Origin of the sequence: Streptomyces sp. NPDC090442 (assembly GCF_044769405.1) — a bacterium.
Taxonomy (GTDB): Bacteria; Actinomycetota; Actinomycetes; order Streptomycetales; family Streptomycetaceae; genus Streptomyces.
The window spans coordinates 1-24,831 of the sequence record NZ_JBIVXW010000093.1 but is presented as its reverse complement, the minus strand read 5'-3'; the positions used below and the strand labels follow the sequence as shown (position 1 = coordinate 24,831).

Annotated in this window: 20 protein-coding genes; 13 read left to right on the top strand and 7 right to left on the bottom strand. The window is 72.6% G+C overall.

Translation table 11 applies throughout. The features are described 5' to 3' along the window. Window positions 1–16: 16 nt before the first annotated feature. From ACIQU6_RS39480 to hutU, 3 genes are read right to left on the bottom strand one after another with little or no spacing between them, the layout of a single operon-like run. A complete protein-coding gene (locus ACIQU6_RS39480; RefSeq protein ID WP_403486600.1) occupies window positions 17–1,372 on the bottom strand; it encodes a formimidoylglutamate deiminase in 1,356 nt (451 codons plus the stop codon). Then, entirely contained in the window at window positions 1,363–2,601 is a 1,239-nt protein-coding gene (locus ACIQU6_RS39475) for an allantoate amidohydrolase (protein ID WP_403486598.1), read from the bottom strand. The genes ACIQU6_RS39480 and ACIQU6_RS39475 overlap by 10 nt, the downstream gene beginning before the upstream one ends. Then, complete coding sequence (gene hutU / locus ACIQU6_RS39470; RefSeq protein WP_403486597.1) at window positions 2,598–4,262, bottom strand: urocanate hydratase; 1,665 nt, start codon at window positions 4,260–4,262, stop codon at window positions 2,598–2,600. Before hutU ends, ACIQU6_RS39475 begins: the two co-directional genes overlap by 4 nt. A gap of 233 nt (window positions 4,263–4,495) precedes the next feature. Here hutU and ACIQU6_RS39465 point away from each other — a divergent pair, with 233 nt between their 5' ends. The 5 genes from ACIQU6_RS39465 to ACIQU6_RS39445 all read left to right on the top strand — a co-directional run bounded on the left by ACIQU6_RS39465 (window position 4,496) and on the right by ACIQU6_RS39445 (window position 8,762). Then, window positions 4,496–5,017 carry a hypothetical protein gene (locus tag ACIQU6_RS39465; protein WP_403486595.1) on the top strand — a complete coding sequence of 174 codons (522 nt, stop codon included), beginning with the start codon at window positions 4,496–4,498 and terminating at the stop codon, window positions 5,015–5,017. Continuing rightward, on the top strand, window positions 5,014–5,352 hold the full coding sequence (locus tag ACIQU6_RS39460) for a transcriptional regulator (RefSeq protein WP_403486593.1): 339 nt from the start codon (window positions 5,014–5,016) through the stop codon (window positions 5,350–5,352). The genes ACIQU6_RS39465 and ACIQU6_RS39460 overlap by 4 nt, the downstream gene beginning before the upstream one ends. After that, the gene (locus ACIQU6_RS39455) at window positions 5,349–6,332 is read left to right on the top strand and encodes an ABC transporter ATP-binding protein (protein WP_403486591.1); all 984 of its coding nucleotides are present in this window, start codon (window positions 5,349–5,351) and stop codon (window positions 6,330–6,332) included. Before ACIQU6_RS39460 ends, ACIQU6_RS39455 begins: the two co-directional genes overlap by 4 nt. 11 nt (window positions 6,333–6,343) lie before the next feature. After that, window positions 6,344–7,303, top strand: coding sequence for an ABC transporter permease (locus tag ACIQU6_RS39450; protein WP_403486589.1), 960 nt, complete (start codon window positions 6,344–6,346; stop codon window positions 7,301–7,303). A gap of 124 nt (window positions 7,304–7,427) precedes the next feature. Continuing rightward, a complete protein-coding gene (locus tag ACIQU6_RS39445; RefSeq protein WP_403486587.1) occupies window positions 7,428–8,762 on the top strand; it encodes a diaminopimelate decarboxylase in 1,335 nt (444 codons plus the stop codon). 517 nt (window positions 8,763–9,279) lie between these two features. On the opposite strand, the gene ACIQU6_RS39440 is transcribed toward ACIQU6_RS39445, so the two are convergent. Next, window positions 9,280–10,218 carry a MurR/RpiR family transcriptional regulator gene (locus tag ACIQU6_RS39440; protein WP_403486585.1) on the bottom strand — a complete coding sequence of 313 codons (939 nt, stop codon included), beginning with the start codon at window positions 10,216–10,218 and terminating at the stop codon, window positions 9,280–9,282. 558 nt (window positions 10,219–10,776) lie between these two features. On the opposite strand from ACIQU6_RS39440, the gene ACIQU6_RS39435 reads away from it, so the two are divergent. Together ACIQU6_RS39435 and ACIQU6_RS39430 are read left to right on the top strand one after the other, a co-directional pair. Continuing rightward, entirely contained in the window at window positions 10,777–12,189 is a 1,413-nt protein-coding gene (locus ACIQU6_RS39435; RefSeq protein WP_403486583.1) for a purine-cytosine permease family protein, read from the top strand. A gap of 41 nt (window positions 12,190–12,230) precedes the next feature. Further along, window positions 12,231–12,644, top strand: coding sequence for a hypothetical protein (locus ACIQU6_RS39430; protein ID WP_403486581.1), 414 nt, complete (start codon window positions 12,231–12,233; stop codon window positions 12,642–12,644). A 341-nt stretch (window positions 12,645–12,985) separates the two neighbouring features. Here ACIQU6_RS39430 and ACIQU6_RS39425 read toward each other — a convergent pair whose 3' ends face one another. Beyond that, a complete protein-coding gene (locus tag ACIQU6_RS39425) occupies window positions 12,986–14,374 on the bottom strand; it encodes a cystathionine beta-synthase (RefSeq protein ID WP_403486579.1) in 1,389 nt (462 codons plus the stop codon). A gap of 247 nt (window positions 14,375–14,621) precedes the next feature. Here ACIQU6_RS39425 and ACIQU6_RS39420 point away from each other — a divergent pair, with 247 nt between their 5' ends. The 3 genes from ACIQU6_RS39420 to ACIQU6_RS39410 all read left to right on the top strand — a co-directional run bounded on the left by ACIQU6_RS39420 (window position 14,622) and on the right by ACIQU6_RS39410 (window position 18,550). Then, entirely contained in the window at window positions 14,622–15,635 is a 1,014-nt protein-coding gene (locus tag ACIQU6_RS39420; RefSeq protein ID WP_403486578.1) for an SGNH/GDSL hydrolase family protein, read from the top strand. A gap of 226 nt (window positions 15,636–15,861) precedes the next feature. After that, window positions 15,862–17,082, top strand: a complete 1,221-nt coding sequence (locus ACIQU6_RS39415) for an acetyl-CoA C-acetyltransferase (protein WP_403486576.1) — start codon at window positions 15,862–15,864, stop codon at window positions 17,080–17,082. Between the two features lie 487 nt (window positions 17,083–17,569). Next, the gene (locus ACIQU6_RS39410; protein WP_403486574.1) at window positions 17,570–18,550 is read left to right on the top strand and encodes a hypothetical protein; all 981 of its coding nucleotides are present in this window, start codon (window positions 17,570–17,572) and stop codon (window positions 18,548–18,550) included. On the opposite strand, the gene ACIQU6_RS39405 is transcribed toward ACIQU6_RS39410, so the two are convergent. Continuing rightward, window positions 18,514–18,882: a hypothetical protein gene (locus ACIQU6_RS39405; RefSeq protein WP_403486572.1), complete on the bottom strand. Its 369-nt coding sequence runs from the start codon at window positions 18,880–18,882 to the stop codon at window positions 18,514–18,516. The genes ACIQU6_RS39410 and ACIQU6_RS39405 overlap by 37 nt on opposite strands. 98 nt (window positions 18,883–18,980) lie before the next feature. Here ACIQU6_RS39405 and ACIQU6_RS39400 point away from each other — a divergent pair, with 98 nt between their 5' ends. Continuing rightward, window positions 18,981–19,208: a DUF4287 domain-containing protein gene (locus ACIQU6_RS39400; RefSeq protein ID WP_274915348.1), complete on the top strand. Its 228-nt coding sequence runs from the start codon at window positions 18,981–18,983 to the stop codon at window positions 19,206–19,208. A gap of 96 nt (window positions 19,209–19,304) precedes the next feature. Here the strand turns inward: ACIQU6_RS39400 and ACIQU6_RS39395 are convergent, their stop codons facing one another. Beyond that, window positions 19,305–20,156 carry a Bax inhibitor-1/YccA family protein gene (locus ACIQU6_RS39395; protein WP_403486570.1) on the bottom strand — a complete coding sequence of 284 codons (852 nt, stop codon included), beginning with the start codon at window positions 20,154–20,156 and terminating at the stop codon, window positions 19,305–19,307. Window positions 20,157–20,724: 568 nt separating this feature from the next. Here ACIQU6_RS39395 and ACIQU6_RS39390 point away from each other — a divergent pair. Both ACIQU6_RS39390 and ACIQU6_RS39385 read left to right on the top strand, forming a co-directional pair. Further along, window positions 20,725–23,574, top strand: a complete 2,850-nt coding sequence (locus tag ACIQU6_RS39390) for a CDP-glycerol glycerophosphotransferase family protein (RefSeq protein ID WP_403486614.1) — start codon at window positions 20,725–20,727, stop codon at window positions 23,572–23,574. Further along, window positions 23,574–24,743 carry a glycosyltransferase gene (locus ACIQU6_RS39385; protein WP_403486568.1) on the top strand — a complete coding sequence of 390 codons (1,170 nt, stop codon included), beginning with the start codon at window positions 23,574–23,576 and terminating at the stop codon, window positions 24,741–24,743. The genes ACIQU6_RS39390 and ACIQU6_RS39385 overlap by 1 nt, the downstream gene beginning before the upstream one ends. The last annotated feature ends 88 nt before the right edge of the window (window positions 24,744–24,831 follow it).

The following is a 24,831-nucleotide window of genomic DNA, read 5'->3' as shown; positions in this document are numbered from 1 at the left end:
TGGGGGCGGATGCGGGTCAGCCGCGCACGGCGGCGATGGCGTCGGCGAGGACGGTGGGCACGTCGGGCACACCGGTGTGCCGCCCGTCGCGGACGATCCACCGGCCGCCCACGAGGGTGTGCCGCACATCGGCTGCGGTGGCGGCGAATACGGCCGTCTCGCCGCCCAGTCGGGGCGGCGGCCCGGCGGTGCGCACGGAGTCCAGCGCGATCGTGGTGAGGTCGGCGAGCGCGCCGGTCGCGAGGGCGCCCGCGTCGTCCCAGCCGAGCGCGGCGTGCCCGTCGGCGGTGGCGGCGCGCAGCAGGGCGGCGGCGGTCCAGTGGCCCCGGGTGCGGGTGCGCAGCCGCTCGTTCAGCTCCATGGCGCGGGCCTCTTCGAGCAGGTCGATGACGGCGTGGCTGTCGCTGCCGAGGGAGAGCGGACTGCCCTGTTCCTGGAGCGCGGCGGCCGGGCCGATGCCGTCGGCGAGGTCCCGCTCGGTGGTCGGGCACATGCACACGCCGGTGCCGCTGCCGCCGAGCAGGGCGATGTCCCCGTCGGTGAGGTGGGTGGCGTGCACGGCCGTGGTGCGCGGGCCCAGCACGCCGTGCTCGGCGAGCAGTTGGGTGGGGGTGCGGCCGTGGGCGGCGCGGCAGGCGTCGTTCTCGGCGGTCTGCTCGGAGAGGTGGACGTGCAGCGGCGCCCGCCGCCGCTCGGCCCATGCGGCGACGGTGCCCAACTCCCCGGCGGGCACGGCGCGCACGGAGTGGACGGCGGCGCCGATCCTGGCGTGGTCGTCGCCCTTGAGCGCGTCGGCGCGCTCGGCCCAGGCGTCCGCGGTGCCGTCGGAGAAGCGCAGTTGGTGGCGGTTGGGCGGGTCGCCGAAGCCGGCGGAGAGGTAGGCGGTGTCGAGGAGGGTGATCCGGATGCCGGCGTCGGCGGCGGCCGCGAGCAGCGCCCGGCCCATCGCGTTGGGGTCGTCGTAGCGGGTGCCGCCGGGCGCGTGGTGGAGGTAGTGGAACTCGCCGACGCAGGTGATGCCGGCGAGCGCCATCTCGGCGTAGGCGGCGCGGGCCAGGGCGTAGTAGCTGTCCGGGGTGAGCCGGTCGGCGACGTCGTACATCACCTCGCGCCAGGTCCAGAAGGTGCCGGCGCCCACCTGGACGGTGCCGCGCAGCGCGCGGTGGAAGGCGTGGCTGTGCGCGTTGGCCAGGCCCGGGAGGGTCAGCCCGTGGAGCGCCTCGGCGCCCGGCGGGGGTGTCGGGGTCCCCGGGCGGACGGCCGTGATCCGCCCGTCCGCCACCTCCACGGTCACGCCCGGCTCGACGTGCGCGCCGAGCCAGGCGTGTTCGAGCCAGTACGTCGTCGGTGTTGCCTGCGGCGTCAGCGGCACGCCAGCCCCTCCAGTACGTCGGCGAGTGCGGTGACCCCGGCGACGCAGTCGTCCTCCGTGGCGGCCTCGGCGGGCGAGTGCGAGACGCCGGTGGGGTTGCGGACGAACAGCATGGCCGTGGGGACGGTCGCGGACAAAATACCCGCGTCGTGTCCGGCGCCGGTGCCCAGCACCGGCACCGGCCGGTCGCCCTGTTTGCCGAGCAGCGCGCCCAGTTCGTCCCGCAGGGCGTGCCCGAACTCCACGACGGGGGTGAAGGACTCGCGGACGACGTCCAGGTCGATGCCGTCGCGGGCGGCCCGCTCGGCGGCGGCCCGCTCGATCCCGGTGACCACGGTGTCCAGGCTGTCCTGGCCGGCGGCGCGGGCGTCCAGCCAGCCGCGGACCAGCGACGGGATGGCGTTGACGCCGTTCGGTTCGACGCTGACCTTCCCGAAGGTGGCCAGGGCGCCGGCCAGTCGGGCCTGTTCGCGGGCGGCGAGCACGGTCGCGGCGTAGGTGAGCATCGGGTCGCGGCGGTCCGTAAGGCGCGTGGTGCCGGCGTGGTTGGCCTCCCCGCGGAAGTCGAACCGCCAGCGGCCGTGCGGCCAGATGGCGGAGGCGATGCCGACCGGGTCCCCGGACAGGTCGAGCGCGCGGCCCTGTTCGACGTGGAGCTCCACGAACGCGCCGATGGTGGCGAGCCGTTCCGGGTCCGGGCCGATCGCCTCCGGGTCGTGTCCGGCGCGCTCCATGGCCTGCGGGAGGGTGACGCCGTCCCCGTCGCGGAGCCGGTGCGCGGCCTCGGGCGTCAGCGCGCCGGCGGAGAGCCGGGAGCCGACGCAGGCGAGGCCGAAGCGGGCGCCCTCCTCGTCGCCGAAGTTGACGATCGCCAGCGGCTTGGCGAACTGGGCGCCCCGCCACCGGAGTTCGTCGAGCGCGGCGAACGAGGAGACCACGCCGAGGGGGCCGTCGAAGGCGCCGCCGTCCGGGACGGAGTCCAGGTGGGAGCCGGTGACGACGGCCTCGCCGGGGGCCACGTCCCGGTAGCCGGTGGCGCCGAGCCAGGCCCACTGGTTGCCGTTGCGGTCCAGTTCGTAGGCGAGCCCGCGGGCCTCGGCCTGGGCGCGGAACCACGCGCGGCAGTCGGCGTCCGCGCCGGTCCAGGCGAAGCGGCGGTAGCCGCCGGAGGCCGCGTCGCGGCCCAGCGGCCGCAACTCGCCCCACATGTCCAGGAAGGAGGAGGTCACGCGCCCTCGCCCTCGCGCATCGGGATGCGGACGCCGCGCTCGGCGGCGACCTCCTCGGCGCGCTCGTAGCCGGCGTCGACGTGCCGGATGACGCCCATGCCGGGGTCGTTGGTGAGCACCCGGCGGATCTTCTCGCCGGCCAGCGGGGTGCCGTCGGCGACGGTGACCTGCCCGGCGTGGATCGAGCGGCCCATGCCGACGCCGCCGCCGTGGTGCAGGGAGACCCAGGAGGCGCCGGAGGCGACGTTGACCATGGCGTTGAGCAGCGGCCAGTCGGCGATCGCGTCCGAGCCGTCCTTCATGGCCTCGGTCTCGCGGTAGGGCGAGGCGACGGAGCCGCAGTCGAGGTGGTCGCGGCCGATGGCCAGCGGTGCCTTCAGGGTGCCGTCGGCGACCATCTCGTTGAACCGCTCGCCGGCCTTGTCGCGTTCGCCGTAGCCGAGCCAGCAGATCCGGGCGGGCAGGCCCTGGAAGTGGACGCGCTCGCCGGCCAACTTGACCCAACGGGCCAGCGACTCGTTCTCGGGGAAGAGGTCGAGGATGGCGCGGTCGGTGGCCGCGATGTCGGCCGGGTCGCCGGAGAGCGCCGCCCAGCGGAACGGACCCTTGCCCTCGGCGAAGAGCGGCCGGATGTAGGCGGGGACGAAGCCGGGGAAGGCGAACGCCCTCTTGTAGCCGGCGAGTTGGGCCTCGCCCCGGATGGAGTTGCCGTAGTCGAAGACCTCGGCGCCGGCGTCCATGAAGCCGACCATGGCCTCGACGTGCTGGGCCATCGACGCGCGGGCGCGCTCGGTGAAGTCGGCGGGTTTCTCGGCCGCGTAGGCCGCCATGTCGGCGAAGTCGATGCCCAGTGGCAGGTAGGCCAGCGGGTCGTGGGCGCTGGTCTGGTCGGTGACGATGTCGATCGGGGCGCCCTCGGCGAGCAGTTGCGGCAGGAGTTCCGCGGCGTTGCCGAGCAGCCCGATGGAGAGCGGCCGGCGCTGGTCGCGGGCCTCGACGGCCAGTTGGAGGGCGTGCCGGACGTCGTCGGCCTTGACGTCGAGGTAGCGGTGCGCGATGCGCCGCTCGATGGCGCGCGGGTCGCAGTCGATGCAGAGCGCGACGCCGTCGTTCATGGTGACGGCGAGCGGCTGGGCGCCGCCCATGCCGCCGAGGCCGGCGGTGAGGGTGATGGTCCCGGCGAGCGTGCCGCCGAACCTCTTCGCCGCGACGGCCGCGAAGGTCTCGTAGGTGCCCTGGAGGATGCCCTGGGTGCCGATGTAGATCCACGAACCGGCCGTCATCTGGCCGTACATGGTCAGGCCGAGCGCCTCCAGGCGGCGGAACTCCTCCCAGTTGGCCCAGTCGCCGACGAGGTTGGAATTGGCGATCAGCACCCGCGGCGCCCACTCGTGCGTCTGGAGCACGCCGACCGGCTTGCCGGACTGGACGAGCATCGTCTCGTCCTGCTTGAGCGTGGTCAGGGTGCGCACCATGGCGTCGAAGGAGCGCCAGTCGCGGGCGGCCTTGCCGGTGCCGCCGTAGACGACGAGCTGGTCGGGGTGCTCGGCGACCTCCGGGTCGAGGTTGTTCTGGAGCATGCGCAGGGCGGCCTCCTGCTGCCATCCCCGTGCGCTCAGTTCCGTTCCGCGCGGCGCCCGCACGGGTCGCGGTCCCGACATGGGCCGTGCCTCCCTGACCTCGACTGGATTGACCTATTCGCAGTCTGGAGGCACTGAATATCGCCAGTCAACAGGGCGCGGCGCCCTCTTTCCCCAGGCGCGGGATCCGACTTGCCCGACAGGAAAGTCGGTGTTAGCTTTCCTGGTGGGAAAGTTAGACGGGGGGCGCCACCGGCGCTCCCCGTGCCGTCCGAACACGGACCGTCCAGCACGTCTACGGGGAGGCGAGGGACATGACGACACCGGTGGATGCCGAGCGGGCCTGGCAGGACCTTCAGCGCATCCGGGTCCCGCAGGAGCGGGTGTACGACGAGGTCGAGCGCTGCGCCACGGGCGACCGGCGCTCGACGTACCTGATGGCCGCCATCATGTGGATCTACCTCGCCAGCATGGGCTTCGACCTCCCGGTGTGGGGCGTCTTCCTGGCCCTCGCCGCGTATCTGGCGCTCCTGGCGACCCTGATCGTCATCCACAGCCGCCGGCCCCGGGTGAAGCTGCACCGCTCGCGGTACAGCTGGCGCAGCGTCGCCACCTTCTTCGCCGGCGGGCTGATCAGCGGCGGCACGATCGTGCTCACCGGCTTCCTGGCCCGCTGGCTGGCGCTGCCCTACGGCAGCCTGATCCAGGCCACGGTCTCCGCCGGTGCCTTCGTGCTCTTCGTCGGGCCGGCCAACCGCTGGGCCGTCAGCCCGCTGCGCGGCCGCGCCCTCCGTGACCGCCCCCTGCACCCCCACCCTGAGGAGTTGGGCCGATGAGCACCCCCTCCGGTTTTGACGAACTGATCCATCCGTCCACCCGGTTGTCCGTGGTGGCCCTGCTCGCCGCCACCGAATGGGCCGACTTCCCGTTCATCCGCGACAGCCTCTCGCTCAGCGACTCCGCGCTCTCCAAGCAGCTGCACACGCTGGAGGAGGCCGGCTATCTGGAGATCCGCAAGGAGGGCGGCGGCCGCAAGCGGCGCACCAGGGTGCGGCTGACGGGCCGCGGCCGCACCGCCTTCGAGGGCCATGTCGCCGCCCTCCGCGCCATCGTCGAGGGCGCGGGTACCACCGCCCCGGCGTCCCCGCAGCACGTGGAGGCCGGCCGATGACCACCACCGCACGCCCGGAGAGCAGCACGATGACCACACCCACGCCCCCGGCCGGCGCCCCGCCGGTCATCGAGGTCCGCGGCCTGCGGATGTCCTACGGCAGCGCCGACGTCCTGCGCGGCGTCGATCTGGACATCCGGCGCGGCGAGATCCTCGCCCTCCTCGGGCCGAACGGCGCGGGGAAGACCACCACCGTCGAGATCCTGGAGGGCTTCCGGCAGCGGTCCGCCGGCGAGGCCAGCGTCCTCGGCGCGGACCCGGAGCGCGCCGACGACGCCTGGCGCGGCCGGATCGGGCTGGTCCTGCAGTCCTGGCGCGACCACCGCCGCTGGCAGGTCGCCGAGTTGCTGACGCACTTCGCGACGTACTACCCGGACCCCCGCGATCCGGCCGCGCTGCTGGAGCTGGTCGGGCTGACCGAGCAGGCCCGGCAGCGCGTCGACCGGCTCTCCGGCGGCCAGCGCCGGCGCCTGGACGTGGCGCTCGGCATCGTCGGCCGCCCCGAGCTGCTGTTCCTGGACGAGCCCACCACCGGCTTCGACCCCGAGGCGCGCCGCGACTTCCACGACCTGGTCGAGCGGCTGGCCCGCGAGGAGGGCGTCACGATCCTGCTGACCACCCATGACCTCGCCGAGGCCGAGCGGTTGGCCGACCGGATAGCGATGCTGGTCGACGGCCGGATCCGGGCCTGCGGCACCCCGGTCGAACTGGCCCGGCGGGCCGCCGCGCAGGCCGAGGTCCGCTGGACGGCGCCCGACGGCACTCCGCGCCGCGAGCGCACCGCGGACCCGTCCCGTCTGGTGTGGGAACTGCACCGCGAGGCGGCCGGTCCGATCGCGGACCTGGAGGTGCGTCGGCCGACCCTGGAGGACACCTACCTCCACATGGTCCACGGGCAGGACGACGGTCGGGGCGAGGACGACGAGCGCGGCACCGGCGCGGTGGCCGACGGCGACACGGGGGAGGCGGCAGCAGCATGAGGGGGACGGACATGACGACGACGGCCACGACGGCAGCCACGACGGCGGCCGCCCCGACGGACGCCGGCGAGCTCGGCCCGGGCCACGGCTCGGGAGCCGCCGGTGGGGCCCGTCCCGGACGGCTGCGCCCCTGGCGGGCCGGGCTGCGGCGCGGCTCCATCGAGGTGCGCCATCTACTGCGCAACCGCAAGGAGTTGAGCGGCTACCTCTCCAATGTGGTGGTGGCCCTGCTGCTCGCCGGCTTCATCAACGACGACGTGCCCGGCACCAAGGTCCCGATGGCGCATCTGACGCTGGCCGGCTTCTCCGCCTATCTGCTGTTCCAGATCGGCCTGCTCAACCTCCCGCAGATCCTGGTGACCGAGCGCGAGGAGGGCACCCTGCTGCGGCTGCGGGCCACCCCCGGCGGCATACCGGCCTATCTGATCGCCAAGTCGCTGCTGATCGTGACCGTGGCGGTGAGCACCCTGGTGATCCTGTTCGGCGTCGGCGCGGTGCTGGTGAACGGCCCGCTGCCGCACGGCCTCGGTGGCTGGTTGACGCTGGTGTGGGTCACCGCGCTCGGGCTGCTCGCCGTGGTCCCGCTGGGCGCGGCGATCGGTGCGGTGCTCCCCAACCCGCGCGAGGCACTGGCATTGATCATGCTGCCGTCGATGGCCCTGCTGATCACCTCGGGCGCGATGTTCCCGATATCCAAGATGCCGGCGCTGGTGCAGAACATCGCGTCGGTCTTCCCGCTCCGGTGGATGGCGCAGGGCCTGCGCGCGGCCCTGCTGCCGGACGCCGCCCGCGCCGCGGAGCCGGCCGGCTCCTGGCAACTGCCGACGGTGGCACTGGTCCTGGCCGCCTGGGCGGTCCTGGGCTTCCTCCTGGCGGTCCCGCTGCTGCGCCGCGCGGCCCGCCGCGAGTCCGGCTCCCGGCTGACCGCCCGTCAGGACAAGGCCCAGCTCAGCGGCGCCCCGGCGGCATAGCGGGGCGGTCGGCGGGGCCCGGTTCGGGACGGACACCAGGCACCCCCGGGCCCTCCACCACCCCTTCACTCCGCAGGGCCCGTTCACCATGGCGCGGGGCCCCGCCGAATGATGAAGTTGACCCATGACCTTCACGGACCGAGACCGCGCCGTACAGGCGGCCATCGCCCAGGGGCTGGTCGGCCCCGGCCAGCCCGTGGTCGGCTTGCTCGATGTCGCCGGCATCCGCCGGTCGGCGGCCGAACTCCGCGCCGCCTTCGCGGAGTTCACCGCCCCGGGCACCCAGGTGCTGCACGCGTTCGCGGTCAAGGCGGCCTCGCTGGTGCCCGTGCTGCGGCTGCTGGCCCAGGAGGGGATCGGCTGTGAGGTGGCGAGCCCCGGCGAGTTGGCGCTGGCCCGGGCCGCCGGGGTCCCGGCCCGGCACACCGTCCTGGACTCCCCCGCCAAGACCCTCCCCGAGCTCCGTGAGGCGCTGGCCCTGGGCATCGCGGTCAACGTCGACAACCACGAGGAACTCTCCCGGATCGACCGGATGATGGCCTCGGCCCCGTCCACCGCGCCGATAGGGCTGCGGGTCAATCCGCAGCTCGGCGGCGGCGCCATCGGCGCGATGAGCACCGCCACCGACACCTCCAAGTTCGGCGTCCCGCTGCGCGATCCGGGCGCCCGCGAGTGGATCGTCCGGGCCTGCCTGGAGCGCCCGTGGCTGACCAGGCTGCACGCCCATGTCGGCTCGCAGGGCATGCCGTTGGAACGGATGGCGGAGGGCGTCCGGGCGCTCTACGACCTCGCCGAGGAGATCAACGAGCAGGCCGGCAGCCCCCGGATCACCACCCTCGACATCGGCGGCGGCCTGCCCGTCAACTTCTCCTCCGACGCCGTCACCCCGACCTACCGCGAGTACGCGGCCCTCCTCCGCTCGGCGGTGCCCGGCCTGTTCTCCGGGCGCTACGGCCTGGTCACCGAGTTCGGGCGGTCGTTGCTGGCCAAGCACGGCATGGTGCTGGCCCGGGTGGAGTACGCGAAGTGGGCCGGCGGCCGGCCGATCGCCGTCACCCACGCCGGGGCCCAGGTCGCCACCCGCACGGTCTTCGCCCCCGCGTCGTGGCCGATCCGGGTGGCCGCGTACGACGCCAAGGGCCGCCCGAAGAACGGGGCACCGGTCCCGCAGGACATCGCCGGCCCGTGCTGCTTCGCCGGCGACCTGGTCGCCGAGAACCGCCCGCTCCCCCTCCTGGAATCCGGCGACCACGCCGCCCTCCTGGACACCGGCGCCTACTACTTCTCCACCCACTTCGCCTACAACGCCCTCCCCCGCCCCGGCATCTACGGCTACGCGCCCGGCCCCGACGGCACCCACCGCTTCGCCACCGTCCGCACCCCCCAGACCCTGGACGACATCACCGCCGAAGGCGGCGCCGAACACGCCAACGAGCTGCGGCAGTTGGCACTGGGCTAAGGGCACGTCGACCTCGGGCTCCGGGCTCCGGGCTCCGGGCTCCGGGCTCCGGGCTCCGGGCTCCGGGCTCCGGGGCAGGGTCGGCCTCCCTGTGACGACGCCCTGGCCGTCGGGGCGCGGGACGTAGACCGCGGGCTCAGGCGGGGGCACGGGACGCAGACCGGAGGCTCGGGGCCGGAGCCGAGACCCGACGACCCGAGGCCCGACGCCCCGAGGGCCAAGAGCCCAAGGAACCGGAACAGAGCCCGGCACCCCCAGGGGCCAACGGCCGCCACTGCCCCGGAGGGGGGCGCCCCGGGCCGGTGGCCCAAGCCAGAGGCCGGGAGTTGCGAGCCCGGCGGAGCCCGGCGTCGGCAGGCGGAGCCGTGCGACCGGACCGCGCACGATCATGAACGACCACGCACGACGACACCAACGCCGTTCGCGGCGGGACGGAGCGCCGAGGCGGAGCACCGGAAAAGCGCGCCGGGAAGGAGCACCGAGACCGCGTGCCAGGAAGGAACGCCGGGCGCGGGGCTCACTCCACGAACAGGCCGCGCTCCGCCGCCTTGGTGTCGAATTCCTCCAGGCGGGCCTGGGCGTCCGGGAGGTCGTCGCACATCGCCTCCAACAGGACGCGGCCCAGGAGCATCGGGGCGCAGGCGGTGTCGAAGGCCAGGCCGGTGCCGACCGGGGCCGGCAGGAGCAGGTCGGTGTGGCGGGCGACCGGGGCGAACGCGCTGTCGGCGACGGTGACGACGGTGAGCCCGGCGGCGCCGGCGTAGGCGAGGGCGTCGATGACCTCGCGGGGGTGGCGGGGCAGCGCGAAGCAGAGGAGGGCGCTGGCGCCGGCGTGCACCGCGGCGTCGATGCGGTCGGTGAGCATGGTGCCGCCCTCGTCGAGCAGCCGGACGTCGGGGTGGACCTTCCGCGCGAAGTACGCGAAGCCGGCGGCCTGGGCGGTGGCGGCCCGCAGGCCGAGCACCGGGAGCGGGCGGGAGGCGGCGAGCAGCCGGCCGGCCTCGGTCACCGGCGCCGGGTCGGCGAGGGCGTCGGCCAGGTGCCGGAGGTTGTCGATCTCGGCCTGGACGGCCTGCTGGTACTCGTTGTGCGCGCCGGGCGCGGCGGGCTTCTCGGCGGGCGCGACGTCGCGCAGGTGGCGACGGAGCGCGGGGTAGCCGTCGAAGCCGAGCGCGACCGCGAAGCGGGTGACGGACGGCTGGCTGACGCCGGCCAGTTCGGCCAGTTCGACGCTGGAGAGGAAGGGCGCGTCGGCGGCCCGCCGGACCATGCAGTGGGCGATCCGGCGCTGGGTGGGGGTCAGCCGGTGCCCCTCGAAGAGCCGTTGGAGACGGGCGGCGGTACCGGTGCCGGCAGTGCCGGCGGCGTCGCCGCCCGCTGCCGTGTGTCCCGCCGCGTCCGTCCGCCGCGGCTGCGTCCCGTCCCTGTGGACGCCGTTGTCCCCGTCCCCGCTCATCGCCTCTTCTTCCCGGCCCGGTCCGGGGCCTTGACGTCGGTCCACCGACTGTACGGAACTCCCGGCCCCGGCGGTCCCGGGTGCCGGGCGGCAGGGGCGTGGCGGGCCGGCGGGCGACGGATGCCCCTCCGGGCCGGCCCCGGAGAACGACCGGCCGGCTACCCCTCACCGCCCCTGGCCCAGCCGAACTCCACCCCGATCTCCGCCCCCGCGGCCGCCGGGCCCGTCGTGCCCCGCTCCCTGCGCACCGCTCCTCCCCGCCCGTCCACCGCCGTCCGGCGGGCGTGCCCAGACGCTACCGGAGCGCCGACCACCGGTCCGCCCCTCCGACGACCGCTCCGAGGCCGCGCAGCCCCCGGGGCCAGCGGACCCCACGAAGGCCCCGGACGGGACGAACACCGCGAAGCCCGCCGGGACGGCCGGGTCGCCGACGGCCCTCAACAGATGATCCCCGCCCGCCTATTGACCTCCCATTCACTGCCCCTGATCCTGCATGAACCCATACACCCGACCCGCAGGAACCACCCCACCCCCGGACCCGAGCGAAGAGGCGGCCCCATGGCAGGCGTGATCGAACGGCGCTCGATCGACGTCGTCCCGGACGACGAACGGCACGGCAGCGCGGTCAGCCAGTTCACCCTCTGGCTCGGCGCCAACCTCCAGATCACCGCCGTCGTCACCGGCGCGCTGGCCGTGGTCTTCGGGGCCGGCGCCCTCTGGGCGCTGGTCGGGCTGCTGCTGGGCAACCTCGCGGGCGGGGCCGTGATGGCGCTGCACTCCGCGCAGGGGCCGCGGCTCGGGCTGCCGCAGATGATCACCTCGCGGGCGCAGTTCGGAGTGCGCGGGGCGGTGGTCCCGCTGGCCCTGGTCATCGTGATGTACATCGGGTTCTTCGCCAGCGGCAGCGTGCTCGCCGGGCAGGCGGTGGGCGAGCTGACGCACCTCGGCCCGGCGGCCGGGATCGTGCTGTTCGCCGCGGTCACCGCGGTCGCCGCGGCCGTCGGCTACCGCCTGATCCACCTGCTCGGCAAGGTCGCCGGCCTGGTCTGCGCGCTGGCCTTCGTCTACCTCGGCGTCCGGCTGGTGCAGCGTGCCGACCTCGCCGCGCTGCTGCACGACCACCGCTTCGGGCTGCCGGTGTTCCTGCTGGCGATCTCGCTCTCGGCGTCCTGGCAACTGGCGTTCGGCCCGTACGTGGCGGACTACTCCCGCTATCTGCCGCGCCACACCTCGACCCGGGCGACCTTCTGGTGGACGCTGGGCGGCTCCGTCCTGGGCGCGCAGTGGTCGATGACGTTCGGGGCGCTGGCGGCCGCCGCGGCGCCGGCGGCGTTCGTCGGCCACGAGGTCGGCTACCTCGTCGGGTTGGGCGGCACCGGGCTGATCGCCTCGTCGCTCTACTTCGTCATCGCCCTCGGCAAGCTCACCATCAACATCCTCAACACCTACGGCGGCTTCATGTCGTTGGTGACCAGCGTCAGCGGCTTCCGGGGCCAGCGGACCCTCTCGGCGCGCGGCCGGTCCGCGTACATCGCCGGGATCATGGTGGCCGGCACCGCCGTCGCCCTGGTGGGCAAGGACTCCTTCCTCACCTCCTTCAAGGACTTCCTGCTCTTCCTGCTGACGTTCTTCACGCCCTGGTCGGCGATCAACCTGGTCGACTACTACCTGCTCTCCAAGGAGCGCTACGACATCCCGGCGCTGCACGACCCCGCCGGCCGCTACGGCGCCTGGAACGTCGGCGCGCTGACCGTCTACGTCCTCGGCGTGCTGGCCCAACTCCCCTTCCTGGCCACGAACTTCTACACCGGCCCACTGGTCGGTCCGCTCGGCGGCGCCGACGTCTCCTGGCTGGTCGGCCTCGCGGTGCCCGCCGTCCTGTACTGGCTCACCGCCCGCCGCGACACCGCGCGGCTCGTCGCCCCCGGGGCACCCGCGGAGCGGACGGCCCCCGCCGGATCGGGGGGCTAGCCCTACCGCGCCGGCGCCGACCCGCCCGTAATCTCGGCGGTATGGCGACACACGACCCCGAGCTGAGGAAAGAACTCGACGCGACCCTCCAGACGCGCAAGGAGCTGGGGCCGGAGTACGAGTCGGAACTGCTGGAGTCCTTCCTGGAGAAGCTGGACCAGACCGTCGACCGGCGGGTGCGGCGGCAGTTGGCCGAGCAACAGATGCAGGTGGCCCGCGGTACGCGGCCCCCGCGCCGGGCGGACGCCGGCACCGAGTTCTGGCAGCGGTTCGCGGTCGCCGTGGTCTCCCTGGTGCTGGCCATCCCGCTGTCCGCGATCGCGGTGGTCAACGCGGGGCTGGTCGGCCTGGTGGTGTGCTGGGCGGGCGTCGTCGGCGTCAACGCCGTGCACAGCCTGGGGCTGCGGGCGGTGCTGCTGCACCGGATCGGGCAGCGCGACGAGCACCTGGACTGACCCCGCGCGAGAGGGGATTGACGCGGGCCGACGGGCCGGCCGGCGGGCGGAAGCCGGAGAAGAAGATCGCGGGGACCGCCGCCCCCCGGCCGGAGCCGGGGGCGGGACGGCGGCGGTCCCCGCACGAGACGCGATCCGGGTTCAGGGCCGGTCCTCGCATCCTGGCGATCGTGGAGGTCCGGGAGCCGCTCCGGAGGTCCGCATCGCCTGCACACCAATGTGCCGCAGAAGTGTTAAGCGCGTGCTGCCAGGACGTGACGCATACGTACATCTTGCGGCGACGGGGCGTTTCCTGACGGACACTTGACGCCGGGACGGGGTCACCGCCCCGGCACCCGCGGCTACTTGCCCGCGCCGCGCGCCAGGAACGCCAGCAGGTCCTGCCGGCTCACCACGCCCTTGGGCTTGCCCTCGACGAGGACGATCGCCGCGTCGGCGCTCTCCAACACCGCCATCAGGTCGGCGACCGGCTCGCCCGAGCCGACCTGCGGCAGCGGCGGGCACATGTGCTTCTCCAGCGGGTCGGTCAGCGAGGCACGCTGGGCGAACAGCGCGTCCAGCAGCTCCCGTTCGACGACCGAGCCGACGACCTCGGCGGCCATCACGTCGGGGTGCCCGGCGCCCGGCTTGACGATCGGCATCTGCGAGACGCCGTACTCGCGCAGCACCTCGATGGCCTCGCCGACGGTCTCCTCGGGGTGCATGTGCACCAGGGAGGGCAGTTCGCCCTCCTTGCGCTGGAGGACCTCGCCGACCCGGGCGGCGGTGCCGCCCTCCTCCAGGAAGCCGTAGTCGGCCATCCACTCGTCGTTGAAGATCTTCGAGAGGTAACCGCGGCCGCTGTCCGGGAGCAGGATGACGAGCACGTCGTCCGGCCCGAGCCGCTCGGCGACCCGCAGGCCGGCCACCACGGCCATCCCGCAGGAGCCGCCGACCAGTAGGCCCTCCTCCTTGGCCAGCCGCCGGGTCATCTGGAAGGCGTCCTTGTCCGAGACCGCCACGATCTCGTCGGCGACCGTGCGGTCGTAGGCGGTCGGCCAGAAGTCCTCGCCGACGCCCTCGATCAGGTACGGCCGGCCGGAGCCGCCGCTGTAGACGGAGCCCTCCGGGTCGGCGCCGATGACCTTGACCCTGCCGTCACTGACGTCCTTCAGGTAGCGGCCGGTGCCGCTGATGGTGCCGCCGGTGCCGACGCCGGCCACGAAGTGGGTGATCCGCCCGTCGGTCTGCTCCCACAGCTCCGGCCCGGTGCTCTCGTAGTGCGAGCGCGGGTTGTTGGGGTTGCTGTACTGGTCGGGCTTCCACGCGCCGGGCGTCTCGCGCACCAGCCGGTCGGAGACGTTGTAGTACGAGTCGGGGTGCTCGGGGTCGACCGCCGTCGGGCAGACCACCACCTCGGCACCGTAGGCCCGCAACACGTTGATCTTGTCCGTCGAGACCTTGTCAGGGCAGACGAAGATGCACTTGTAGCCCTTCTGTTGGGCCACGATCGCCAGCCCCACGCCCGTGTTGCCGGAGGTCGGCTCCACGATGGTGCCGCCCGGCTGCAACTCACCGGACTCCTCGGCCGCCTCAATCATCCGCACGGCGATCCGGTCCTTGACCGACCCCCCGGGGTTGAAGTACTCGACCTTCACCAGGACGGTCGCCTGGATGCCTTGAGTAACGTTGTTGAGCCGCACGAGCGGGGTGTTGCCGACGAGCTCAATCATCGAATCGTAAAACTGCACGGTGGTCTCCGCGGTCGGGGGCACGCTCTCCTGCGCCGCGCCCGTACAGCCAGCCTATTGCCCTAGTGGACCTTGGGCCCACGGGCGCATACCGGGGGCTCCATCGGGGGCCCGGAGCGTTGCGCGGCGGCCCGGAACGGGCACCAACCTGGTGAAGGAGTTCTTGCCTCATCCGAGCGCGTCCGGCCCCCACGCCGCGGCGCGCCCGCGCTGCACGGGGAGGTTCCGGCCGATGGTGACGACGGTGATGACGGGGTCCAGGGCGAGGGTGGCGCGACGGATCGCCACCGCGGCCGCGTTCGGCGGCGGCGGGATCGGGCTGCTGGGGGTGGCCGGCGTCGGACTGCTGCTGACCGAGGTCCGGCTCGCCCGCCGCACGGTCGGCGGCTCCAGCGACATCCCGCCGTGCGCCGACGGCCGCTACGGCGCCGCGTTCAGCCACCGCACCGACCGTCCCCCGCTGCGCCTGGGCTTCCTCGGCGACTCCACCGCGGCCGGCCAGGGCGTCCACCGCCGCTCCCAGACCCCCGGCGCGCTGCTCGCCTCCGGCCTCGCCGCGCTCGCCGAACTCCCCGTCGACCTGCGCAACGTCGCGCTGCCCGGCGCCCGTTCCGACGACCTGCCCCGCCAGGTCGAGCTGCTGCTGGCGGACGGCGGGGAGACTCCCGACGTCTGCGTCGTCATGATCGGCGCCAATGACGTCACCCGCCGGCTGCCGCCCGCCGACTCGGTGCGGCACCTGTCCGAGGCGGTGCGGACGCTGCGCGCGGCGGGCTGCGAGGTCGTCGTCGGCACCTGCCCCGACCTGGGCACCATCGAGCCGGTCAACCAGCCGCTGCGCTGGGTGGCGCGCCGGCTCTCCCGGCAGTTGGCGGCCGCGCAGACCATCGGCGTGGTGGAGAACGGCGGCCGGACGGTCTCGCTCGGCGCGCTGCTGGGCCCGGAGTTCGAGGCGCGCCCCAGGGAGCTGTTCGGCCCGGACAACTACCACCCCTCGGCCGAGGGCTACGCCACCGCCGCGATGGCCGTGTTCCCGACGGTGTGTGCGGCGCTCGGGCTGTGGCCCGAGGAGGAGCGGCCGGAGCCGGCCCGGCGGGAGGGCATCCTCCCGGTCGAGCAGGCCGCCGCCCGGGCCGCCTCCGAGGGCGGCACCGAGGTCACCGCCTCCCGCGCCCCCTGGGCCCTGCTCAAGCACCGCCGGCGCCGTCAACTCCCGGCACCGGCCGAGGCCGAGGAGGAACGGCCGTCCGTCACGGGGTGACGGGAGGGGCGCGGCGTCCGGGCACCAGGGGAATAGCCCGACCGCTCCCGCCGTTCCCATAAGCGCCCGCTTAGAAAAGAGGCCCGCATCACAGCGCGCACCCCGTGACCTCTCGCACTACGTGCAGGTAACTTCCCAGACGGTCCGCCCTGTTCGCGCCCCGTCGCCGACCGCCGCCGCGGGACGGGGCACCGGACGCCGCACCTACTCACCCCTTGGAGCCGTGATGCCCGAAGCCGTGATCGTCTCAGCCGCCCGCTCCCCGATCGGCCGCGCCTTCAAGGGCTCGCTCAAGGACCTGCGCCCGGACGACCTCACCGCCGCGGTCATCCAGGCCGCCCTCGCCAAGGTCCCCGAGCTCGACCCGACCGACATCGACGACCTGATGCTCGGCTGCGGTCTGCCCGGCGGCGAGCAGGGCCACAACCTCGGCCGCATCGTGGCCGTCCAGATGGGGATGGACCACCTCCCGGGCTGCACCGTCACCCGTTACTGCTCCTCCTCGCTTCAGACGACGCGGATGGCGCTGCACGCCATCAAGGCCGGCGAGGGCGACGTCTTCCTCTCGGCGGGCGTCGAGACCGTCTCACGCAGCGTCAAGGGCAGCTCCGACGGCCAGCCCGACACCCACAACCCGCTCTTCGCGGACGCCGAGGCCAGGACCGCGGCCCGCGCCGAGCAGGAGGGCACCGACTGGCACGACCCGCGCGAGGACGGTCTGGTCCCGGACGCGTACATCGCGATGGGTCAGACCGCGGAGAACCTCGCCCGCTTCAAGGGCATCACCCGCCAGGAGATGGACGAGTTCGGCGTCCGGTCGCAGAACCTCGCCGAGCAGGCGATCAAGGCCGGCTTCTGGGAGCGGGAGATCACCCCGGTCACGCTCCCCGACGGCACGGTCGTGGCCAAGGACGACGGTCCCCGGGCCGGCGTCACCATGGAGGGCGTGCAGGGCCTGAAGCCGGTGTTCCGCCCCGACGGCCTGGTCACCGCCGGCAACTGCTGCCCGCTGAACGACGGCGCCGCGGCGCTGGTGATCATGTCCGACACCAAGGCCCGCGAGCTGGGCCTGACCCCGCTGGCCCGGATCGTCTCCACCGGCGTCTCCGCGCTCTCCCCCGAGATCATGGGCTACGGCCCGGTCGAGGCCAGCAAGCAGGCCCTTGGGCGCGCCGGCCTGTCGGTCTCCGACATCGACCTGGTGGAGATCAACGAGGCGTTCGCCGCCCAGGTGATCCCCTCCTACCGCGACCTGGGCATCGACCTGGACCGGCTGAACGTCAACGGCGGCGCGATCGCCGTCGGCCACCCCTTCGGCATGACCGGCGCCCGGATCACCACCACCCTCATCAACTCCCTCCAGTGGCACGACAAGCAGTTCGGCCTGGAGACCATGTGCGTCGGCGGCGGCCAGGGCATGGCGATGGTGATCGAGCGGCTGAGCTGAGCCGTAGCGCGACGGAGGCGCGGCTCGGCGCGATCACGGGCACGAGCGGCCGAGCCGGGCCGTGGCGACGGGGGCGCGCGCACCGAGGGGTGCGTGGGAAACGGACCAACTCCCGTTCCCCGCGCACCCTTCGCGCTCGCCCGGACACCCTCCGCGACGGCGCGTGACCCGGGCCACTCGGTGACAAGATCGCGACCCAATCGTCCCCAGGATTGTGACCAACATCCCGACGGAACCACGTTCTTGCAGCTCAGCCATGGGGCGCCACACCTCACGAGCCCCTAACTGCGCCCCATTTCAGGACATACCACCCTGCGAACGGTCGCCGACCTGGGTCACGCTGTTGTAGGAAGTCGGAGAACAATCTGCTATCGGGAGTACGCCGGTGACCGGTCCGCGAGAGTGTGTGCGTATGCCCGGAAGTGAGCGAACCACCGAAAGGTGCGCGCCTCGTGAGTGCGGGGCTTGAGCGAAGCGAGGTTTCGGCATGACTGTCACCACCCTCGTCCTGCTGCTGGCCGCGGCGGTCGGCGTGGTGCTGGGCGCCGCCGCCCTGCACACCGCCCGGGCGCTGCGCCGCCAGCTCACCGCGCTGCACGCCGAGCTCGTCGCCGTGCGCGCGGAGGCCGCCGGCACGACCGCCGCGGCGGTCCCGGCGGCCCGTGGCGTGCCGGCCGTCGAGACCCCGCTCGCGGACATACGCGCCGCCGTCGCGGACGCGCTGGCCGAGGAGCGGGAGCGGGAACTGGCCGAGGCGCGCGCCTTCTGGGCCGCCCAGGAGGCCCGGGACGCGGCGGACGCGCCGTCGCTGTCCGGCCCGCTGCCCAGCTTCGACGACGGCCCCCTCGACGGCCGCGAGGGCCGCCGGGAGCACACCGAGCGGCTGGACCTGAACGGCGAGGGCGGCCATCCGTTCGTGCCGCGCCAGGCCGATCTGGCCGGACTGGAGTCGCTGCTGGGCCCGGAGATCCTGGAGCCGCTGCCCGCGCTGGAGCCCGTCGAGGCGCTGGAATCGGTGGAGTCGCTGGAGGCGTTGGAGTCCGTCGAGGCCCTGGACGCGCCGGAGTTCGAGCTGGCCGAGGAGACCGAGTCCGCCGAGCTGGCCGCCGCCCGCCGGCGCCACCCCTCGCACCCGGACTTCTCCCCCGTCCCCGCCGTCGGCGACCACGAGCGCACCGTCGCGCGCCTGGCCGAACTGGCCGACGAGGGCACCCCGCTCTCCGACGTCCGCCCCGGCCCGCTGGGCACCCTGGACGTCTACGTCTTCGCCGACGGCACCACGCTCTGCCTGACCCCCGGACACCGCGAGACCGCCGAGAGCGTCGCCGAGGCGCTGCGCGACGGCCACGCCCCGGTGTTGCTCGGCGGCTCGGGCATCTCCGGCGCCTACGCGCTGACGTTCTCCTGGGGCGAGCGCCGCGACGAGAACGTCTACATCCTGGCCGACCGGGTCATCGCCTCGCTCTGAGCGACCTCCCGCACCCGCCGCACGGCCCCCGCCAACTCCTCGGCGGGGGCCGCATTCGCGTCAGCTTCCCCGCCCGCCGCGGCGGCCCGCAGCGCCTCGACGAGGTCGTGGCCGGCCACCGCCAACTGGTCGCCGACCGCGAACATCCCGGCGTCCGGGAGTTCCCCGGGCCGCTGTCCGGGGCGTTCGATACGCTGCGCGCGGTTCGCCAACTCCCGCGCCAGCGCGAGCCCTTCGGCGGCGGCACCGCGGCGCAGGGCGCTCTGCGGCAGCGCCCTGAGGCGGTCGGCGAGCGCGTCCACGGCGGTCTGCAAAGGCGTCACGTCAAGCACGTCGTGAGCCTAAGCGCAACTCACGGGTGGTTGCCAACGCCCGAACGCTCAGGCACGGTGAGCGGAAGAACCAGCATCGACCGCGTCCGGAGGCGCCGATGTCTCAGTCCTTCTCCGAAGAGACCCACCGGAACATGCTCTCCCGTATCCCGCACTGCACCGGCAGGGATATCTCAGAATGGCTCCGCACCGTCGACGAAGGCCCCGCCCTCATCCGCTTCGACGAAAAGGTGAGCTGGCTGCGCGGCGCGCACGACCTCTCCTACGGCCACGCCAAGGCGATCGTCCATGAGCACGATCTCCGGCGCGCCGCCCGCAAGTTCTGACCGTAGCGACGCACCCCGACCACAACGCGCGAGGGGCCCGCGGGCAGTCGCCCACGGGCCCCTCGTCCGTCTCGTGCGGTGGGGTGCCGATCCGCGTCAGTCGCCGCGCAGGATCGAGATCAGCCGCAGCATCTCCCAGTAGATCCACACCAGGGTCAGGGTCAGGCCGAACGCGGCCAGCCAGGACTCCTCGCGCGGCGCGCCGTAGGCGATGCCGTCCTCGACCTGCTTGAAGTCCATGGCGAGGAAGGCCGCGCCGAGGCAGATGCCGACGATGCCGAAGAGGATGCCCAGGCCGCCGCTGCGGAAGCCGAGGCCGTCACCCCCGCCGAACACCATGAACAGCAGGTTCACCAGCGACAGCAGCACGAAGCCCAGCGCGGCGATCATCACGAAGCGGGTGAACCGCTCGGTGACCCGGACGATCCGGGTCTTGTAGGCGATCAGCATGGCGACGAAGACCGCCATCGTGCCCAGCACCGCCTGCATCGGCGCGCCGCTGAGCTTCGGCAGGCTGTTGAGGTAGCCGCTGAGCGCGCCCAGGAAGACGCCCTCCAGCGCCGCGTAGCCCAGGATCAGCGCCGGGACCGGCTTGCGCATGAAGGACTGGATGAAGCCCAGCACCGTCGCGGCCAGGCCGGCCCCGATCGCGAAGCCGAGCTGCCCGGTGAGGAAGAGCCAGCCGACGGTGGCGCCGACGACGACCGTGCCGAGCGTCAGGCCGGTGCGGGTGACGACGTCGTCCATCGTCATCGGGCGGGTCTGCGGGGTGTGCTGCGGCGCGTACTGCGGCGCCTCGGTGGCGTACGGGTTGGTCCCCGCGTACGGGTTGGCTCCGGCGTAGGGGTTGGCGGCGGGGCCCCCGGCCTGCGGCGGCGCGTTGAAGCCCGCGTAGCCGGTGCCTCGGCTGAACCCCCGTCGCGAGAAGACCGGGTTGCTGCTCCTCATCTCACTCCTCCATGGCCGCCCTGCGCGGCCTTGCCCGCAAGCGTAATGGCTTGGCAAAGACACGTCTCTCGTCCTTGGGCAGGATCTTCCCCCGCGCCGCGGACGACACGTCCTCTTCCTGGAGGACGCTCGACGCCGTACGAAGGTGCCCGTCTTCACGCCCTTCCTACGCGACGGCGTCGCCTTCGTCACTCCACCCGCCCGCCTGTCGCTGTGTCATGTGCCACTCCGGGGCGGCCGGGCGGCGGGAACGGCCCGCCGGATCGTCCGGACAAAATCCGGGTAATCGATCTTTTCCCCTCGCTCTCGAACGACATTTCCCCACCCCGTCAACTCCGAGAGGCCGGGGTCACCGGCATGATCGGAATCCGATAAAGAGTCCGACCGCACCCGCTGACGTGCAACCGATTGACCATCGTCGTCGTCATACCTGCTAGCCGGAACCTGCCCTTCCTCGGGTGGCACTCCGTCACCACGTGTAGCAGTCCGGGTGCGGGTGGTCGTAAACCCCGTGTGTAGATGGGGCTATTCTGGCCGGAAACAGCAGCGAAAGAGGGTTGAGGTGCCTGTGCCTGACGTCTCCGTAGTCGTCATTGTCTACAACGACGCCGACCGGTTGCCGACCGCGGTCCAGTCCGTCCTGGACCAGACGCTCCGGGACGTCGAGGTGGTGATCGTCGACGACTGCAGCACCGACCGTTCTTTCGACGTCGCGCAGGAGCTCGCGGCCGCCCACCCCGGCCGCGTCAGAGCCTTCCAACTGCCGGAGAACAGCGGCGCCGGCGGCGAGCCGCGGAACGCCGGCATTCAGCACACGCGCGGACGGTACGTCATGTTCCTGGACAGTGATGACGTCCTGGAGCACAACGCCTGCCGCAATTTGCTGGAGGCCGCCGAGGAAACCGAGGCGGACATCGTCTCCGGCCTCTGCGTGCGCATCCACCGGGACACCCGGAACCAGAAGCGCGACGAGTGGTACGCCTGGCTGTATTCCACGACCCGCACCCTGGAGTCGGTCACGGAATTGCCGGACCTTTTTGTGTGGGACACCCTCTCCACCAACAAGTGCTACCGCCGCGAATTCCTCATCGAGAATGACCTCCGCTTCCCCAAGGGGATGTTCTACGAGGACCTGATGTTTATCGCCGACGCTTACCTCGCGGCGAACCGCATCACGCTGATTCCCAATCAGGTCTACTTCTGGAACGTCTTCGAGAAGGCCGCCGTGAAGTCGGTGACGAACCGACGGCACGAGATGACCAATTACATCCACCGGCTGGAGGTCCACCGGCGGATCGACGCCGCGCTGCTGGAGCGCGGGCTCTCCGAGATGAAGCTCGCCAAGGACGTCAAGTTCCTCAAGCACGACCTGGTGCTGCACCTGCGGGACCTGCCCTTCCGGGACGAGGCGTACCGCCGGGAGTTCGCCGACCTCTCCCGCGAGTACCTCGCCAGCATCGCCCCGGAGGCGTACGAGCGGGTCCTGCCGATACAGGCCATCTGCGCGTACCTGCTCCAGAAGGGCGACTGGGACAACCTCATCCCGGCGGTCGACACCCTCATCAACCGCGACAAGCTCTCCTCGCCGCTCGCCCAGCACGACGGCCGGATCTACTGGTGCGGTGGGCACTTCGACGACGCGTTCGGCCGCGAGGTGCTGGACGTGACCGAGATCGGCTACCACGAGAAGCCGGTCAACCAGCTGTTCCTGCGTAACCAGTTGACCCGGTTCGCCGAGTCCGGCAGCACCGTCTCGCTGGCCGGCCGGATCACCAACCCGCTCGGCGTGATCCCCGAGGGTGCCAAGCTCTCCGCCGAGCTGGAGTTCAGCGCCCGCCGCCGCAGCCTGCAGTCCTTCACCTTCCCGGTGCGCTCGGTGCGCCACGAGGGCGACGCGGTGGTCTGGGAAACCGACGCGGACGTCACCGGCACGCTGCGCCCGCTCGGCATCGTCGACTCCATCTGGGACGTCCGGCTGCGCCTGAAGGCGGACGGGGCGCTCACCACGTCCCGACTCACCGTCGCCGACACCGAGCTGGCCGGCGGGCCGCTGCCGGTCCGCCCGCGGCTGACCCGGATGGTCGCCGACCACATCGAGCCGCACATCTCCTCCAAGGGCCACCTGGCGTTCCGCCTGATCAGCGAGAGCCAGAGCGCCGAGCGGGTGCAGGAGTTCATCGCCAGGGGCGTCCACGGCAAGCCCGGGACGCTGGCCAAGGCCGGTTACCGCAAGGCCAAGGCGCTGCGCAAGACGCTCACCTCCGGGGACACCAAACTCCGGGCGTACCACGAGGTGTTCAGCCGGCTGCCGATCAAGAAGCGCACGGTGGTCTTCGAGAGCCACCTGGGCAAGCAGTACAGCGACAGCCCGCGCGCCATCTACGAGGAGATGCGCCGGCAGGGCCTGAAGTTCGAGGCGATCTGGGCGTACGCCGGGTCCCCCAAGGACTTCCCCAAGGACGCCACCCTGGTCAAGCGCTGGTCGCTGCCGTACCTCAAGGCGCTGGCCCAGGCCGAGTTCTGGGTGGACAACCAGAGCTACCCGCTAAAGCTGACCAAGCGCCCCGAGACCACCTACATCCAGACCTGGCACGGCTCGGCGCTGAAGAACATGGGCTTCGACCAGCCCTCGCTCAAGGCCCAGACCCGCCAGCAACAGGCCGAGCAACAGAGCTCGTTGGACCGCTTCGACCGGTTCCTGTGCCGCACCGAGCACGACGCGCGCACCCTGGCCAAGGCGTTCCGCCTGAAGGAGAAGACCCTGCTGCGGGTCGGCTACCCGCGCAACGACGCCCTGGTGCGGGCCCGGCTGAAGGAGGCCGGGTCCGGCCACCGCGAGCGCGGCCCGCTGGCGGCGGAGCTGGGCATTCCGGCCGACAAGAAGGTGCTGCTGTACGCGCCGACGTTCCGCAAGGCGGGCGGCCGGCACGGCCGGTTCGCGCTCCCCTTCGACGTGGAGCGCTTCGCCGACGAGTTCGGCGACCGCTACGTCCTGCTGGTGCGCTCGCACTACCTCAACCACGTGGTGCTGCCGCCGACCGTGCAGGGCCGGGTCATCGACGTCTCGGCGCGCCACGACATCACCCCGATCCTGGAGCTGGCCGACGGCCTGGTCACGGACTATTCGTCGGTGATGTTCGACTACGCGCTGCTCGACCGACCGTTGGTGTTCTTCACCTACGACTACGACGAATATGTGCACGAGGGTCGCGGAACGTACTTCGATCTGCTGGAACACGCGCCGGGCCCGGTAGTGCGCACCGAGGAAGATTTCTTCGAGACCATGCAGTCTTTCGCGTCCCAGCAGCAGGAATACGCCAAGGACCGCGGGGAATTCGTCGCCAAGTTCGGGGAATACGACCAGGGCGACGCCGCACAGAGCATCGTCGACCAGTTCTTTGCGCAGTGGAGCCGTTGATGACCAAGCCGAACGCAGCCGAGCCGCGGGACATCTTCTTCGTCTCCAACAGCGTCAACGAGCTGGGTGGCATCACCAGTTGGTCACACCAGATGGCGCGACTGTTCGCGGAGCGGGGCCACCGGGTGCACGTCGTCGGGATCGTGCCGCCCCCCGAGGGCCGGGTCCACGAGCTCGGCCCGGACCTGCCGTACCGGACCACCACGCTCTACGACGTGCACCCGCCGAGCGTCCGCCCGGTGCGCGGCCTGAAGGACCGGCTGAACGTCGTCGAGCAGCGCCGCCGGGCCGCCCGCGAGGCCGGGATGCACGAACAGGCCGCCAAGATGAGCGCGCTGTTCCGGGCCGCGCGGCCGGGCGGCGTGGTGATCGTCACCCAGGTGTGGGCGATGGAGTGGGTGGCGCTGGCGGACACCGCCGGGCTGCCGGTCATCGGCATGAGCCACGAGTCCTTCGAGACCTGCCGCAAGTCGTCCCGGTTCGGCCGCGTCAAGCGGTTCTACCAGGACGTCGACCGGATGCTGCCGCTCACCCGGGAGGACGCCGACAAGTGGATCCGGCAGCGGATGGACAACGTCGGCTTCATGCCGAACCCGCTGCCGTTCTTCCCCGAGGTCCCCTCCGAGCGCGCGCAGAAGGTCGTCTCCAGCATCGGCCGGCTGCACGAGGAGAAGGGCGTCGACCTGCTCCTGGAGGCGTGGGCGCGGGTCGCCCCGCAGCACCCGGACTGGACGCTGCGGATCTACGGCTCCGGTGAGGAGGCCGAGGCGCTGCGCAAGCTGTCCGCGGAGCTCGGGGTGGAGAGTTCGGTCGAGTGGATGGGGCGGACCAGCGATGTGGCCGGGGCGCTGCGGGAGAGCGCGGTCTTCGCCCTGAGCTCGCGCGGCGAGGGCTTCCCGCTCGCCCCCATGGAGGCGATGGCCACCGCGGTGCCGTGCGTGGCGTTCGACGTGGCGCCGGGCGTCCGCGAGATCATCACCGACGGCACCGACGGCTTCCTGGCTCCTCCGGGCAACATCACCGAATTCGCCCGGCACTTGGACGCGTTGATGTCGGACAAGGAGCTGCGGGACCGGATGGGCGTCGCGGCCCGGGAGAACATCCAGCGGTTCTCCACCGACGAGATCGTGGGCCGCTGGGAGGGCCTGTTCGCGCTCATCGAGCGCTAGGTGTATTGCCCTGTGAGGTTGGGGACGCGGCTGGCGGGTGGTTGTCCCTTGAGCGCGGTGTGTCCGCGGTGGTGATTGTAGGTGTGCA